At 55.7% G+C, this 15363-nt stretch carries 16 protein-coding genes; 14 read left to right on the top strand and 2 right to left on the bottom strand.

The window, feature by feature from the left end; all coding sequences use genetic code 11:
* The first annotated feature begins 167 nt into the window (after positions 1-167).
* The 12 genes from secY to truA all read left to right on the top strand — a co-directional run bounded on the left by secY (position 168) and on the right by truA (position 10412).
* A complete protein-coding gene (gene secY / locus AC5LBQ_RS04720) occupies positions 168-1463 on the top strand; it encodes a preprotein translocase subunit SecY (RefSeq protein ID WP_282922080.1) in 1296 nt (431 codons plus the stop codon).
* Positions 1460-2041: an adenylate kinase gene (locus AC5LBQ_RS04715; protein WP_295026582.1), complete on the top strand. Its 582-nt coding sequence runs from the start codon at positions 1460-1462 to the stop codon at positions 2039-2041. Before secY ends, AC5LBQ_RS04715 begins: the two co-directional genes overlap by 4 nt.
* 4 nt (positions 2042-2045) lie before the next feature.
* A complete protein-coding gene (gene map / locus AC5LBQ_RS04710) occupies positions 2046-2915 on the top strand; it encodes a type I methionyl aminopeptidase (protein WP_493264769.1) in 870 nt (289 codons plus the stop codon).
* A 168-nt stretch (positions 2916-3083) separates the two neighbouring features.
* Positions 3084-5339 carry a hypothetical protein gene (locus AC5LBQ_RS04705; RefSeq protein ID WP_297345656.1) on the top strand — a complete coding sequence of 752 codons (2256 nt, stop codon included), beginning with the start codon at positions 3084-3086 and terminating at the stop codon, positions 5337-5339.
* Between the two features lie 70 nt (positions 5340-5409).
* Positions 5410-6078, top strand: coding sequence for a S24/S26 family peptidase (locus tag AC5LBQ_RS04700; RefSeq protein ID WP_297345657.1), 669 nt, complete (start codon positions 5410-5412; stop codon positions 6076-6078).
* Between the two features lie 192 nt (positions 6079-6270).
* Positions 6271-6492 carry a translation initiation factor IF-1 gene (gene infA / locus AC5LBQ_RS04695; RefSeq protein ID WP_036324108.1) on the top strand — a complete coding sequence of 74 codons (222 nt, stop codon included), beginning with the start codon at positions 6271-6273 and terminating at the stop codon, positions 6490-6492.
* Positions 6493-6515: 23 nt separating this feature from the next.
* Positions 6516-6629: a 50S ribosomal protein L36 gene (gene rpmJ, locus AC5LBQ_RS04690; protein WP_004008316.1), complete on the top strand. Its 114-nt coding sequence runs from the start codon at positions 6516-6518 to the stop codon at positions 6627-6629.
* Positions 6630-6814: 185 nt separating this feature from the next.
* Entirely contained in the window at positions 6815-7189 is a 375-nt protein-coding gene (rpsM, locus tag AC5LBQ_RS04685; RefSeq protein ID WP_282922075.1) for a 30S ribosomal protein S13, read from the top strand.
* Positions 7190-7201: 12 nt separating this feature from the next.
* Positions 7202-7597, top strand: a complete 396-nt coding sequence (gene rpsK, locus AC5LBQ_RS04680; protein WP_282922074.1) for a 30S ribosomal protein S11 — start codon at positions 7202-7204, stop codon at positions 7595-7597.
* A gap of 164 nt (positions 7598-7761) precedes the next feature.
* Positions 7762-8748 (top strand): DNA-directed RNA polymerase subunit alpha, encoded by a 987-nt coding sequence (locus AC5LBQ_RS04675; protein ID WP_282922073.1) that lies wholly within the window; start codon positions 7762-7764, stop codon positions 8746-8748.
* Between the two features lie 34 nt (positions 8749-8782).
* A complete protein-coding gene (gene rplQ, locus AC5LBQ_RS04670) occupies positions 8783-9331 on the top strand; it encodes a 50S ribosomal protein L17 (protein ID WP_493264768.1) in 549 nt (182 codons plus the stop codon).
* Between the two features lie 184 nt (positions 9332-9515).
* Complete coding sequence (truA, locus tag AC5LBQ_RS04665; RefSeq protein ID WP_493264767.1) at positions 9516-10412, top strand: tRNA pseudouridine(38-40) synthase TruA; 897 nt, start codon at positions 9516-9518, stop codon at positions 10410-10412.
* A gap of 42 nt (positions 10413-10454) precedes the next feature.
* Here truA and AC5LBQ_RS04660 read toward each other — a convergent pair whose 3' ends face one another.
* Positions 10455-11066 (bottom strand): GtrA family protein, encoded by a 612-nt coding sequence (locus tag AC5LBQ_RS04660; RefSeq protein WP_493264766.1) that lies wholly within the window; start codon positions 11064-11066, stop codon positions 10455-10457.
* Positions 11067-11081: 15 nt separating this feature from the next.
* A complete protein-coding gene (locus AC5LBQ_RS04655) occupies positions 11082-12689 on the bottom strand; it encodes a xylulokinase (RefSeq protein WP_493264765.1) in 1608 nt (535 codons plus the stop codon).
* Positions 12690-12757: 68 nt separating this feature from the next.
* Here AC5LBQ_RS04655 and AC5LBQ_RS04650 point away from each other — a divergent pair, with 68 nt between their 5' ends.
* A complete protein-coding gene (locus tag AC5LBQ_RS04650; protein WP_493264764.1) occupies positions 12758-14230 on the top strand; it encodes an aspartate aminotransferase family protein in 1473 nt (490 codons plus the stop codon).
* 40 nt (positions 14231-14270) lie between these two features.
* Positions 14271-15275, top strand: a complete 1005-nt coding sequence (locus tag AC5LBQ_RS04645; RefSeq protein ID WP_307741935.1) for a class II aldolase/adducin family protein — start codon at positions 14271-14273, stop codon at positions 15273-15275.
* Positions 15276-15363 lie beyond the last annotated feature (88 nt).

The following is a 15363-nucleotide window of genomic DNA, read 5'->3' as shown; positions in this document are numbered from 1 at the left end:
AAGGTCGGGGCTCAGGGGGGGTCTTGGACCGCCCGTTTTCGCTGAGGTTTAGGGCGGGGTGCGAAACCGGTCCCCCGCCGTTTCCACCAAACTCTGTCGAACCGGTATCATGTTTAGCTAGGAAGTGGGCTACGCTCACTGACGTGCCGTAAAACTTTGGAGGACACTTGTTTACCGCTTTTATTCAGGCTTTCAAAACGCCTGATCTTCGTAAGAAGCTGTTGTTCACCTTCTTTATCATGGCTCTGTTCCGCTGGGGTTCGTTTATCCCCCTGCCGGGTGTTGACTATGCCGCGTTAAAGGCGGTCATCTCTGATGTTCAGAACAACGGGTCGCTGCTCGACTTGGTGAATATGTTCTCTGGTGGCGCTTTGCTGCAGCTCTCTGTTTTTGCCTTGGGCATCATGCCTTACATTACGGCTTCGATTATCATCCAGTTGCTGCGCGTAGTCATTCCTCGTTTTGAGGACCTGCACAAGGAAGGTCAGACCGGTCAAGCGAAACTGACCCAGTACACGCGCTACCTGACTATTGCCTTGGGCGTGCTGCAATCAACTTCCATCATCACTGCGGCGCGGACCGGTACACTGTTCGGCCGGGCTTCTAATGAAAAGATTATCCCCTCGGATTCTGCCTGGATTTTCGTCCTCCAGATTCTGGTGATGACGGCTGCTACCGGCTTGATTATGTGGATGGGTGAACTGATTACCGAAAAAGGTGTCGGTAACGGTATGTCCATCCTGATTTTCACCTCTATCATCGCCAACTTGCCGCGGAAGCTGTTCGCTATTGCTGGCGGTAACGGCGGTATCCAAAAGTTCTTGGCGATTATTGCCCTGATTCTGTTGGTGACCCTGGCTGTGGTCTATGTGGAACAGTCCATGCGTCGCATCCCCGTGCAGTACGCCAAGCGCATGGTGGGACGCCGGATGTACGGCGGCACCACCACCTACATTCCGCTAAAGATTAATATGTCCGGCGTTATCCCGGTCATCTTTGCTTCCTCAATTCTGTCCCTGCCGATGATGCTGGCTCAGTTCGGTGACCAAAATGCCAAGTGGATTCAATGGATTAGCATGAACTTCCGTTCTAGCTCCTGGTTCTACCTGGTCGTTTACGGCTTGCTGACCTTTGCGTTCGCGTTCTTTTATACCTCGATTACTTTCAACCCCGAGGAAGTCGCGGACAATATGAAGAAGTACGGCGGCTTCGTCCCCGGTCTGCGTGCGGGACGCCCCACGGCCGACTACCTGCACTACGTGATGACTCGAATCACTACGGCCGGTGCGGTTTACTTGACTATCGTGGCTCTGGTTCCCCAGATTGCGATGGTCGCGATGAACGTGCCCCAATTGCCCTTCGGCGGTACTACAATTCTGATTATTGTTGGCGTTGGCCTGCAAACGGTGAAGGACATCAACGCTCAACTGCATCAGCACCACTACGAAGGATTTATGGCATGACGAAAAATTTGGTGATTATGGGTCCTCCCGGCGCGGGTAAAGGGACCCACGCCAAAGAGATTGCAACACACTTTCAGATTCCTTGGATTTCGACCGGTGATATTTTCCGTAAGCATAAGGCGGAAAAGACTGAACTGGGCAAGCTCATTGAGTCCTATATTGACAAGGGTGAGTTCGTTCCCGACTCGGTCACGGACCGGATTGTCTGTGAGCGCATCAGTCAGACTGATGCCACCGCCGGCTTTTTGCTGGACGGCTATCCCCGCTCCATTCCCCAGGCTAAGGTTCTCAAAGCCGTCTTGGCTGAAACCAACGAACGGGTGGATGCGGCGATTTACCTGGATGTCAGCGCTGCCGAGGTAAAACGGCGGCTGTTAAAGCGTGCCGAAATTGAAGGCCGTACCGACGACACCCCCGAAGTCATCGACCACCGTCTGGAGGTTTTCTTTGAAGCTACGCAGCCCTTGCTAGATTTTTATGAGCAGGAAGGCGTGTTGCGCAAGGTCGATGGGGAGGGCACCATTTCTGAAATTGCCCAGCGCTTGCTTGCGGTGATGGAAGAAATCGAAAGGAATTAGCTCGGTGTCAGTCCAAGACCGGCGCATTGAGATTAAGTCCACCAATCAAATTCTGAAAATGCGCCGCGCCGGAATGGTGGTAGTCGCGATTCACCAGGCTCTTCGTGAGGCTTGTGAGCCGGGTATCACTACCGGAGAACTGGATCAGATTAGCGCCGCTGTCATCAAACGTATGGGCGCAAAGTCTAACTTTTTGGGCTACGACGGCTTTCCCGCCACCGTTTGTGTCTCGATTAACGAGGAAGTCGTCCACGGGATTCCAGGCAATCGGGTGTTGCAGTTTGGCGACTTAGTGAGCTTTGACTGTGGCGCCTATATCGTGGACAACGCTTCTCGCCAGTGGCACGGTGATGCCGCATTTTCGATGATTTGCGGTGGTGAAACACATGCTCGTCCCGATGATTTGCAGCTGCTTTCCACGACCGAACGAGCCCTGTGGTCAGCGATAGCTGCCCTAGCAAACGCCAAGTATCTGGGCGAAATCGGCGATGCTGTTGAGAAAGTTGTAGCGGAGGATACGTTCCGCTACGGCTGGGAGGCCGGCATCGTGGAGGAGTACGTAGGCCACGGTATCGGCACCGCCATGCATCAGGCTCCCGATGTGTTGAACTATTCCACCCGTGCCCGCGGTCCAAAGATAAAACCGGGGATGGTGCTGGCCATCGAGCCCATGTTGACCCGTGGAGGCTCCGTAACCAAAGAGCTATCCGATGGTTGGACGGCAGTCACCGTGGATGGGTCCAGAGCGGCCCACTTTGAGCACACTGTTGCGGTTCTGCCCGGCGGAGTGTGGGTTTTGACAGCTCCAGACGGAGGACGCGCCGGGTTGGCTCCCTTCGGGCTTTCACCGCGGGCAATCGCGCCCCGCGGTTGAGGTTTTTCCAAGTTTACTTTTCGTCAGTGTTGAATTACGGTCATTTTGGGCAATAAACCTCTGTAATTGGCAAGTTTTGCGGTTAGATTTAGGTTTCACTAAGGGTGCCTAATATAGAATAATTAGAGCTGTGCCGTCCGGCACTGTGAATGGCAAGGAGAATACAACGTGGCTGAAAGCAGCAACCCCGCAACCCCCTCTCGTTTCAACATGGGAGCCCAAAGGTTTTCCTCGTTTATGCCCGAAGATGATGGGTATCGTCCCCCTACGTTGACGGCTCAAGGTCGTGAGGACGTGGAACGCTTGCGGGCCAAGGTACGCAAACATAACCCTGGTTACATCTATACAAACGGGGTTTCCTTGCCGTCCCAGCTGCCCAGCGTGCCGGAACTGTTGGATGAACTAGCCAGCCACGTGCGTTCCGCCCGCAGTGACCATGACATTCCCAACACGCCCTTGCCCGAGGTCGAAACCTCCGAGCTTGCCAAGGCCGGTTTTGACTGGAAAGCCATTGCGGATTGCGCCATCGAGGCTCTCGAAACGGGATCCCGCCGGCCACTACCGCTGGCTAATGATCCGGCCGCAGCAGAGATTCCCGGTCTGAGTATCATTGCAGCCGCACGCGCGTCTTCCGCTGCGGCTCCAACTCCTGAGATGCCAGCCGAACCCGAACCTGAAACCTTGCCGACAGAAACTTCTGACCGTGGAGCCGACTGGCAGTCCAGTGAAACGACCTGGTCAGAAACAGCTGCGACCCCGACAGACGCGGCAGAACCTTTAGCTCCAGAAGTCGGAGTTCCTCTAGCTCACGCTCCTGAGGACGTGGTTGCTGAAACCGAGGCACCGGAAGAAACCTTATCGCCGTTCGGAGAGCCGATGGCGGCAGACGAATCTACCTCGGAAACGGCTGCACCCACTCTTGACCAAGAACTGCCTGATAGCGAGGAGCCGGAAGGCGCACACGACGAGGCCGAGCCTTGGTCTGAGCCCGAAGAGCATGCGGCCACTGACGCTGAAGTAATCGAGCTTCCTGAAGAATTGCCTGAACAGCTACCTGAGGAACTACCCGAAGAATTATCTGAGCAACAGCCTGAGGACCTGCTGGAACAATTGCCTGACGAACTTTCCGAGGAATTGCCTGAGGCGCTGCCTGAGGAGCTTCCCGTTGAGCCAGCGGACGGTGAATCGCCCGAACAGACTCTCGCCGCGGAAATCTCCGCCGCAGAGGATTTGGTCGGTCAGCGTGTCTACGACGATGACGTGCTGGAGTCCGAAGGTAACGATGACGAACTTTACGTAGGTGACGTGGAAGGCGAGATGGCGCATTGGGCTGTCAACCCCGAGGAACCTGAGGAAGTCCTCCCGTTAGAGCCCGATCAGCCCGCGGTCACGTCAGATGAGGCACCGGCCGAAGTGGCTTATGAAACTGAACTTGAGGCCACTCCTGAACAAACCGCTCTGCCCGAGGACGCGGAAGTTGCCGCGGAACTACCGGCAGCCGCACTGCTGGAGGAAACGGAGATTAATGAGCCCCAAATCGAGACGGAACTGACTCTGCAAGATTCCGCCCCCGAGGAGCCGGTGGATGAGGCCAGCCCTGAACTTACGGAGGAAACCCCGGTTGAGGAAACGGAACCGGCTGAGATTCCTGAGACGGAGATTCCCGAGGAACTCCCGGAGATGCTGACTCCAGCAACCGAGACGGAAGAAACCTTCGCTGAAACAGATGTTGACTTGGTGGATTTGGATTTGGGTGAGTTGGACGATTTGGAACTCGATCTCGAGTCGGCTGAGATTGACACGCCGGAAGAACCCAGTCTTGATGAGCCGATGGAAGAATCCGCCGATGCCGAGCTGGCAGAGGCAACTGAACTCGCGGACGAAAGTCCCGCCGAATTGCCCGGGGACGTCCAAACTTCGCAAGAAACGGCTTTGCCTGGTAGTGAGGCCATTGGGATGGAGGAGCCGGATGCTTCCCAAGATTCAGATTGGGCCAATCAGGAAGAAATCGATTTGGGAGATTTTGCCGATTCAGAGTCCGAAGTTCCGGCCGAACTGCCAGTCGACATGTCAGACGAGCTGACCGAGGGGGATACCGCTGCGGAAAGCGAAGGGACTGAGCCGGCCGCTGCTGACTTGCCTTACCTGGGTGAAAACGCCGAGGAAATGCTGGCCCAAGCCAATCAGGCTGAAACGGAAGGTGATGAGGAGGAACTGTCCTTCGAGATTCCCCAGGTGCAAGGCGACATTCCAGAAGCTATGCAGGAGGGATACCCCGAATGGGATCCGACCGCAAGTGCAGAGGGCGTGCCAGGCGCTGACGAAGAGCTGTTCGCAGCTGGTTACGAAGATGCCGAAGCCGCGGTCGAGCCAGTCAAACAGGGATTCTTTTCCCGGCTTTTCTCCAAGAGGTCAAAGAAGTAACGTCGAAGGACCGCAAGCACTAGCCAATAACAGGTAAAATAGCAGTAATCTCAGGGAGGTGAGCCCAGACATGACCACGCAGGCCAACCGCATTGTTTCGCTGCTGAACAAGCAGTCTCAGCACCCTCTGCGTAATGCAATCTTATTCATGATTGGCTGGGTCATCCTGGTTCTGGTGGGCGTGGCTTTCATCATGACCACCGTGATTCCTCGCACCCAAGGCTACGTCGCCACGACCATACCTGACGATTCTATGAATCCGACTTTCTCCCAATCGGATCTGTTGCTGTTCCAAAAGCTGCGCCAGCAGGGAGCCCAACAGCTCAATCCAGGTGACGTTATTGCTTATCAGCCGACCGAAGCGGTGAAATACGAGATTGCGCGAGTTAGCGAAGTCATGGGTTCCGGCGATGAGATGCAGTTCGGCGTCAAATCTGACAATCCCCAGGCGGAGGCTACTGACGAAACAGTCACTCTGGATATGGTTCGCGGTGAATTTCGTTACAAGGTTCCTTTCTTCGGGCTGCTGTTCCCGTTGCTTCCGCCTCCGGCAGTCTCATTCGTGCTGATTTTTGTGGCCCAGCTGCTGCTGATTTATGCCGGCTGGCAAATTGGCACCTCCATGATTAATGCTCGTGATCCGCAACGTCAGGCGCGGGCGGCGCGGCTGCGGACCGCGGCTTTGGCCGGTAACTTGGAAACGACTCGGCAGCGGTTGCGCCGTCAAGGTCTCAAGTAGCCCACCGGGGCAATTCTCAAGTTTTCCCTCGTCTGGGCTCAGTTTTGGTCATCTTAGCGGAGAGTCTCTGATTTGGTGTTTTGCGGATTAAAGGTTTAGAATCGACTTTTGGACTGTCTAACGGTGGGGGTTCCTGCCTGAGGACAGATTCTAAAGATCCAAAAGACATTTTGCGGAGGATTGGTTAGCCCTATGGGGAAAAAAGACGGAGTCATCGAGGTCGAAGGTACAGTAGTTGAGGCCTTGCCTAATGCGATGTTCCGGGTGCAACTGGCCAATGAGCATGTGGTTTTGGCGCATATCTCAGGAAAGATGCGCCAGCATTACATCCGTATCCTGCCTGAGGATCGCGTGGTAGTCGAGTTGAGTCCTTACGACCTCACTCGAGGCCGTATAGTGTATCGCTACAAGTAAAATGGCCTAACTCGGAGGAAATGATGAAGGTTAACCCCAGCGTTAAACCCATCTGCGACAAGTGCAAGGTGATTCGCCGGCACGGTCGCGTGATGGTGATTTGCGAAAACCCGCGTCACAAGCAGCGTCAGGGCTAAGTCCCGGCGCGTCGCTCCCGGCGCACGACCCGATTTGGGTCAAGCACCCGCCAGCGGCCTATCGTTTCACCTGGAGTTTCAGGTGTTGCGTGAGCCGTAACCCTCGGTATCAGGGGCCGAGGCCGCACTATTGACAGTGTGGGAGGCAGGGTGACGGCCTCTGAATAAGAAAACAGGAGAAATACATGGCACGCCTGGTAGGTGTGGATTTGCCGCGCGAAAAGCGCATGGAAATCGCTTTAACATATATTTACGGGATTGGACGTACCCGCGCGAAGGAAACCTTGGAAGCGACCGGTGTGAGCCCGGATACGCGCGTCAAGGACCTTACTGAAGACGAATTGATTGCTTTGCGCGATTTCATTCAGGCCAACTACAAGGTCGAGGGTGATTTGCGCCGTGAAGTTGCTGCGGATATTCGCCGCAAGATTGAAATCAACTGCTATCAAGGGCGTCGTCACCGCGCCGGCTTGCCGGTTCATGGCCAGCGCACCAAGACTAATGCGCGTTCCCGCAAGGGACCCAAGCGCACCGTTGCCGGTAAGAAGAAAGCGAAGTAAGGGGGATAAATCATGGCAGGTAAGCCTCAAGCCACTAAATCGCGCCGCAAGGAACGTAAGAACGTTACCGAAGGCAATGCTTATATCAAATCCACATTCAACAACACCATCGTGTCCATTACGGATCCGTCCGGTGCTGTTATTGCTTGGTCGTCCTCCGGTCAGGTCGGTTTCAAGGGCTCGCGTAAGTCGACGCCGTTCGCAGCGCAGTTGGCTGCTGAAGCCGCGGCTCGTCGCGCGCAGGAATTTGGTCTGAAAAAGGTTGACGTTTTCGTCAAGGGTCCGGGTTCTGGTCGTGAAACCGCGATTCGTACTCTGACTGCTACCGGTCTGGAAGTTGGTTCCATCCAGGATGTAACTCCGCAGGCTCACAACGGCTGCCGCCCTCCGAAGCGTCGCCGCGTCTGATTGCGCTTGTCCGGGCCGATTAGCCGCTGGTGGACCTCACCAGGGACAAACGGCAGCTCAAGCGGTTCTGGAAAATTACTTACAACCTAAAATACTCAAATCCCTTCGCCAAGGATTTGGAGCCTGAACCGGTGTGGTGGCGGATGCCGGAAAGGAAATCAACAGTGCTTATTCAAGCGCAACCGAAGCTGACTGAAGAAGTTATCAATGACCAGCGCTCTCGTTTTACGATAGAGCCTTTGGAACCGGGTTTCGGGTACACTCTGGGAAATTCCCTGCGTCGCACCCTGCTGTCCTCGATTCCGGGTTCGGCAGTGACCTCCATCAAGATTGAGGGGGCTTTGCACGAATTCACGACCCTGCCGGGTGTGAAAGAGGACGTGACTCAGATTGTTTTGAACATCAAGGAAATCGTCCTGTCCTCGGATAATGATGAGCCCGTGGTCATGTATCTGCGCAAGACCGGGGAAGGCGAGGTCACCGTGGGTGACATTATGCCTCCGGCTGGCGTGGTGATTCACAACCCGGAACAGCACATTGCCACGTTGAACAAAGACGGCAAGCTGGAAATCGAACTGACAGTGGAACGCGGCCGCGGCTACGTTTCCGCGTCTCAGAACAAGGACCCGGAAGCCGAGATTTCTCGTATTCCCGTGGATTCCATCTATTCTCCAGTTCTTAAGGTGTCCTACCGCGTGGAGGCCACTCGTGTGGAACAACGCACAGACTTCGATCGTTTGGTCGTCGATGTGGAAACCAAGAAAGCCATTCTTCCGCGTGACGCGATGGCTTCCGCGGGCAAGACCCTGGTGGAGCTGTTCGGGCTGGCTCGCGACTTGAACCACGATGCCGAAGGCATCGAATTGGGGCCGTCCGGTAACGATGCAGCTCTGGCCGAAGATTTGGCTATGTCTGTTGAGGACTTGGACCTGACCTCCCGGGCGTTGAACTGCCTGACTCGTGAAGGCATTAACACGGTAGGCGACCTGGTTGCTCGGTCCCAGGCAGATTTGCTGGATATCCGCAACTTTGGTCAGAAATCCATCGATGAAATCAAGGAAAAACTGGCTGGGATGGGGATGTCTTTGAAAGACACCCCGATGCCTGCTGTCGAAGGCGCGGACATGCCCCAGTTCAGTGATGAAAACTAACTTTTGAGACAAGATTTAAGGAGAATCAAGAATTATGCCTAAGCCCACGAAAGGCCCCCGTTTGGGTGGTAGCCCGTCTCATGAGCGGATTATGCTCGCGAACCTGGCTTGCGCCCTGTTTGAAAATGAATCTGTAACGACCACCGAGGCTCGTGCCAAGCGTCTTCAGCCGCTGGCTGAGAAGCTCATCACCAAGGCTCGCCGCGGTGATTTGCACGCTCGCCGTCAGGTGCTGTCCAAGCTGCGCAACAAGGCCGTGGTCGCCAAGTTGTTCGAGGAAATCGCTCCGGCCATTGATAAAGACCGTGAGGGTGGCTGCACTCGCATCGTAAAGATGGGATATCGCAAGGGCGACAATGCTCCTCTGGCGGAAATCTCTTTGGTGCTTGAAGGCGTCGAAAAGAAGAAGAAAGCTAAGCCGGCCACACCGAAGAAGGCTGCTGCCAAGCCGGAAGAAACTAAGCCGGAAGAAACCAAGACAGAATCTGAAGCGAAAGATGCTGCTGAGGAGAAGCCCGAAACTCCTGTAGAGGAAAAGGCTGAAGCTAAGGCGGAGGAAACTCCCGAAGAAAAGGCCGAATAAGCCGACTCATTTTTCCGCAGGGCTGGGTTCACAGGACCCAGCCCTCCGGTTTTTTATCAGATGCGCCACAAATTCGTCGCGAAACAGGGAGGATGGATATTATGTCCAGCAGCCCTAGAGTGAACGCAGATTTAGTCCGCATGACACCGCCACCGGGCTGCGTCGTGGGGTTCAGGGGGAAGTAATGCGCATACGCCTGGATATTCGCTATGATGGGACACCGTTTCACGGTTGGGCCGTCCAGCCCGGACTGCCTACGGTGCAGGGTGCCCTCCAATCCGCCTTGGCGGTAATCTTTCGGCAACCTGTGGAGCTCACGGTGGCGGGACGCACCGATGCTGGGGTTCATGCCACCGGGCAAGTGGCCCATTTCACCGTGCCGGATTCGGCAAACCACACAGTTTCCCCCGAAACTTTGGTGCTGCGGCTGGGAGCGGTATTGCGGGCGGTGCTGAGCGGAAATCTGGCTAGGCCGGTGGAGGATGCACCATCTGCTTATCCCCAGGGTGCCGTGGATGCGTTGGTGGTGACCGCGGCGAGAGTGGTGCCGGATAGTTTCGATGCGAGGTTTTCGGCTTTGGCGCGCCATTACGTGTACCGCATTGTTGATGACGTGGCAGCGCGCAACCCGTTGACCCGCAACTGCTGTTGGTGGTATCCGACCTCGTTGGACCCGGCTGCTATGAATGCGAGCGCCACAGTACTGCTGGGGGAACACGACTTCGCGGCTTTCTGCAAGCCGCGCGAGGGTGCCACCACGATCCGAAACTTGCAACAGTTAGAGACACTGCGAATCGAACCGGGAATCATAGAAATCCGGGTGTGCGCCGATGCCTTTTGTCACTCTATGGTGCGCTCCCTGGTGGGCGCGTTGACTGAAGTAGGACGTGCTAAACGGGACACAGCCTGGCTGGCAGGAGCGTTGGCCGCCAAAGCGCGCATCCCAGAAATTCCGGTCGCTCCGGCCCTGGGATTGACTCTCACCGGGGTTGATTACCCGAGGAGCGCGGCGGAACTGCTCGCTCGACAACAAACCACGCGGGCGCGGCGAGACTGCGGTTGTCAGCCAAAACACGACTGAGCAAATTCCTATCCCAGCCGTGAGACATCGTTCACTGGCGGCTTATTCCGTGGCAGATACGCTTTTTTGCCGGCTCTTTTCGGCCTGCTTTACCGCCAGAGAGTTCGTGTTTTCCGAACCGCGGAACACCACGAACTTCCACCACAAGAACTCGCCGACAAAGTTCAGCAACAAACTGATGCCTTTCAGCAACCAGTCAGCCCACCCCATATTGGACAGAATTTGTCCGCCCCAGGACGTCAGAGGGATAAAGAACACATAGAACAAGGCGACCTTGAGCATCGCGATGGGAACGTTATTCGCTGACTTGAAAGTGAAATGGCGGTTGACCGTGAAGTTATAGATAACCGACAGGGCGATGGAAACCGATTGCGACACCCAGAACGGGAACCACCCCGTCAGGGAGTTTATCCATACCATCAGGGCGAAGCTGGCGACCTCGACCCCGGCGGCGGTGATGGACAGCAGAGTAAACTTGATGGCTTGAATGAGGGCGGCTTTGCCTTTTGAAGCCTGGCCGACCACAATCGCATCAGGGTTGCTCGGGGCAGGGGCTGGGGCTGTCGGTTCAGCGCCAGAGAGCGTTGCCCCCGAGGGGACATCGGGGGAGTTGTCTGGCTGCTCCGGTGGGGTTGGAGAATCCGTCTGTGTCATAGTGGTAATCCTTTGTTATTTCGGTTGGTTGTTACTGTTGAGCAGATTGAAGGCTTTGCGGTTGGCGCGGTAGAGGCCTTTAAACACTTCGTATTGGCGGTCGTAGACAGCGCGATGTTCCGGGGTAGGCAGGTAACGTTCCGAGACTTTCACGAGTTTCTGGGCGGCCTGAACCAGGTTGTCGACTTCGTGTGCCCCCACCAGGGCGACTAGGGCAGCACCGACCGACCCCACGTTTTGTGGATCCCTTACCGTCTCTACGGTTCGACCCAGCACATCAGCCAGAATTTGGGAAGTGACTGGCGAGAGGGCGCCGCCACCAACGAAACGTACCGCTTCGGAAGTTTGAACTTTCTTCCCTTCAGTTTCCAAGAACCAACGCAGATGGAAACATACGCCTTCGATGACGGAGCGCAGCATCTCAGTTTTGCCGGTTTCCAGGGAGATGTTGAAAAACATGGCACGGGCATTGGCATCCTCGAACGGGCAACGGTTTCCGTGCAGCCAAGGGGTAAAAATCACACCGCCGCTACCAGCGGGAGCTTTCGCAATGACTTCGGACAGGTACTCGTAAAGCGAGGTGTATTTCGTTTCCACGTCCGCGGCTTGATCCTTATGAGACAGATAGACGTCAATCTCGTCCTCGGCCAAATGTTTGCGAACCCATTCGAAACATTTTCCGGCCGTTTCTAGCTCGGCGAAGTAGTTGTATTTGCCCGGATCGGCACCGTCAACGGTAGCAATCATGGAATTAACATCAACCGCGCGCTTATCGGTGACGGTAGAGACCCATCCTGAAGTTCCCCAGTAGACGTGGGTGTCACTGACCCCGCAGGCCCCAGCGCCCACCCCAATTAGTGACGCGTCCCCACCACCAGCATAAACGGTGGCGGTTTGCGGTAGGCCAAGCTCTTGAGCAACTTTTGGAAGCAACGTCCCGACTGCGGTCGCCGACGTGACGATGGGCGCGAGATGATTCGGATTGACCCCGAAAGAGCGAGCTAAACGCGATGCCCACGCGGGACGACTGCTGCGCACGTCCAGGAGCAAAGTGGCGAACGCCGAATCTACTGACATGACGAAATTCCCGGTCAAGCGGGCAATGAGGTATTCCTTGACGTCGAGCCACTTGTGGACCTTGGCATAGACTTCGGGCTCGTTGTCACGCACCCAGAGGTATTTCCACATGGGGTCCTTGACGGAAGCGGAAACTGCGGAGGTCCGATAGAGGCTGGACAACAACTTCTTGGCATTCATCCCCGAAATTTTCATGCCGGTTTCCAGCCCGCGCCGTTTTTGCTCCGCGGCGCGCTGGTCCATATAGCTCATGGCGGGACGCAGGTGATGCCCAGACTCATCCACCAGCACCAGAGCCTGCATCTGGGAGCAAAAACTGATGGCTTGGACCTCCGCCATTTCTTGCGGGTTTTCGCGCGCAAGTTCACGAGTGGTTTTGACGATGGCGTCCCACCACTGATCCGGGTCTTGTTCCGCGCCCCCATTGGGCAGGATTGTTAGGCCGTAGGTCCCCAATCGGGAGTTCACCAGGGTCAGCTCCGCCCCTGCCTGGTACAGACAAGTTTTCACTCCTGACGTTCCGACGTCGTAAGCAAGTATCAACATACTGTTTTCTTTCGTTCAAGAGTTATACAATTGGGGCAATGATTTCAGCTCAGTGAGGAGAGAATCAAATGCGAATTAATCAACCCAGCACTCGCGCCATCAACAAGCAACTGGATGACCTTATCAAGAAACCAATTTACTCCATTAGTGCCGGAGCCTTGCGCAATTACGAACAAGATTACTTCGAAGCGAAGTGTTCAGGTTCGAAATCTATGATTGAAACGGCAATGAATCGCATTCCCGGTGGAGTTCAGCACAATCTCGCGTTCAACCATCCTTTCCCCCTGGTCATCACCAAAGCCAGCGGACATGAACTAACTGACATTGACGGCAACGTGTACTTTGATTTCCTGCAGGCTGGCGGTCCGACCGTGCTGGGCTCCAACCCGCCAGAAGTTCGCGAAGAAGTCATCAAACTGTTGAACGATGGGGGGCCGTCTACCGGTCTGTTCCACGAGTACGAATACAAACTGGCGGACCTCATCGCCTCACGGGTGCCGACTGTGGATATGTTCCGAATGTTGGGTTCGGGCACAGAGGCGTGCATGGCGGCAATCCGGGTCGCCCGTTTGGCTACAAAAAAGAAGCACATACTGAAGATGGGCGGGGCCTATCACGGCTGGTCTGATCAGCTTGGTTACGGTATCCGTATCCCGGGTTCTAAGTTCACTCAAGCCCACGGGGTGCCTTGGACCATGTTCCGTTACGTAGACGAGTTTATGCCCGGAGACCTGGGTGACCTGGAACGCAAATTGCGCATGAAGAAACTCCACGGCGGTACTGCCGCGGTCATGATTGAACCCATCGGGCCGGAATCCGGGACGTGGCCCATCGACCAGGCTTTCCTCAAAGGGGTGGAACGGCTCTGCCGACGCTACGGTGCGTTGTTGATTTTTGACGAGGTCGTTACCGCTTTCCGAATTTCTGACCGGGGTGCTTCAGGGCTGTTCGGGATTGACTCCGATTTGACGGTGTTTGGCAAGGTCATCGCCGGAGGGTATCCCGGTGCGGGCGGTCTGGGCGGCAAACGCGAATACATGAAGTACCTCGCGGCGGGGATTCAGACGGGAGACAAGGTTCACAAGGCGTTGATTGGCGGCACGATGGCAGCCACCCCAATTAGCTGCGTGGCGGGCTACCACACGATTAAGCGCATTATTGAGACGAATGCTTGTGAATACGCCGGAGAAATGGGCAACCGCCTGACCGATGGGCTGCGGGACCTCATTAAGCAGTACAACCTGCCTTTCGTGGCTTGGAACGAAGGTTCCGTGTGCCACCTCGAGACGGTGGGAACCATGCACTTCTCCATTGATTGGAGTAAACCGTGGACGATCCCGCACGTCTTGAACGAAACGTCGAAACGTAAGAAAGAAATGGAATACATGGGGGCGGCCTACACCGCCGAAGGGCTGATTACTCTGGCCGGCTCGCGCCTGTACACTTCCGCGGCATATACCCCGGAACTGATTGACGAGGCGCTGAACCGTTTCGAGCGGGTGTTCCAAAAGGTTGAGATGAAGCCGGCAACCAAGAAATAAACAGGCGCGGGCAGCCGCAGTAGCGAGGAAAGGACAAAAAATGACCGGGAATACTGGGCAAGACGATAAAACCGGAAATGTGATTATCGATACCGCGCGCCTTCTGCTGAGAGAAGGCTTAGTGGCTCGTACCTGGGGCAACTTGTCTCAACGTAGCGGTGATGACCGTTATCTCATTACGCCTTCAGGGCGGGGCTACGAGACGATGACCCCGGAAGAACTGGTAGAGGTCGATTTTGAGGGCAAGTGGTCCGGGGATTTGAAGCCGAGTGGGGAACGCGGGTTGCACACGGAAATCTATCGGGAATTGCCTGAGGTCCAGTTCATTATCCATACTCACCAGCCCTATGCCTCGGCTCTCAGTGTGAGCGGTGCTGCGGTGGAAATCCCAGCTGAGCTGGCAGAACGTATCGGGTCGACGGCCCTGCCGACGGCAGCTTACGGGTTACCTTCCACGGGGAAACTGCATAAGGCCGTGTTGGCTACACTGCGTGAGACCGGGTCCAGGGCGATTCTGATGCAAGGTCACGGGGCAGTGCTGTTCGGCCAAGACGCGAACGAACTGGTGGATTTGGCAAAAGAGGTGGAAGCCGCCTGTCGTACTCAGTTTGAACTGATGACCGGCTGGAAGGAAAAGGACGGCGCGGCGCGGGTGCGGTGTTTTGAGCGTGATGGCTTTGGCTTGCCGCCTCAGATTATCCACATTTTCATGCGTCGAGACGATGCCGGGGCGGTGGTCGCGACGGACGATCCGCTGTTCTTGCAGTTCAGTCAAACGGGTTTGCCCGCCTACCTGGACGACTTCAGCCAGTTGGTCGGCTTGAAAGTCGGTCAAACGTTTGGCAAGACGATGATTTACGGGCATAAAGCGACCTATTTCCTGGGGGCTGATTTGGATGAAGCCCAGGCGGTGGCCACAGTAGCGCGTAAAAACGCCTTGGCGGCTCTGGTGGCAAAGGTTACCTCAGCCAAGCCGATAGGTTGGCTGGATGGAACCATCATGCACGGGGTCTACAAGTTTAAATACTCCAAACTAAAAGACTGATTTTCCCAGTTCGGTTTTGGTGTGTGCTGCTGCGGGCCGGGAGAGAGCGTAGGGATGTTTTTCCGGAGATTAAGCAGACGCTGCAGAA

The sequence above is a fragment of the Mobiluncus sp. genome, assembly GCF_985070215.1.
The sequence above is the reverse complement of the archived record's forward strand: the minus strand, read 5'-3'. Positions and strand labels throughout refer to the sequence as shown.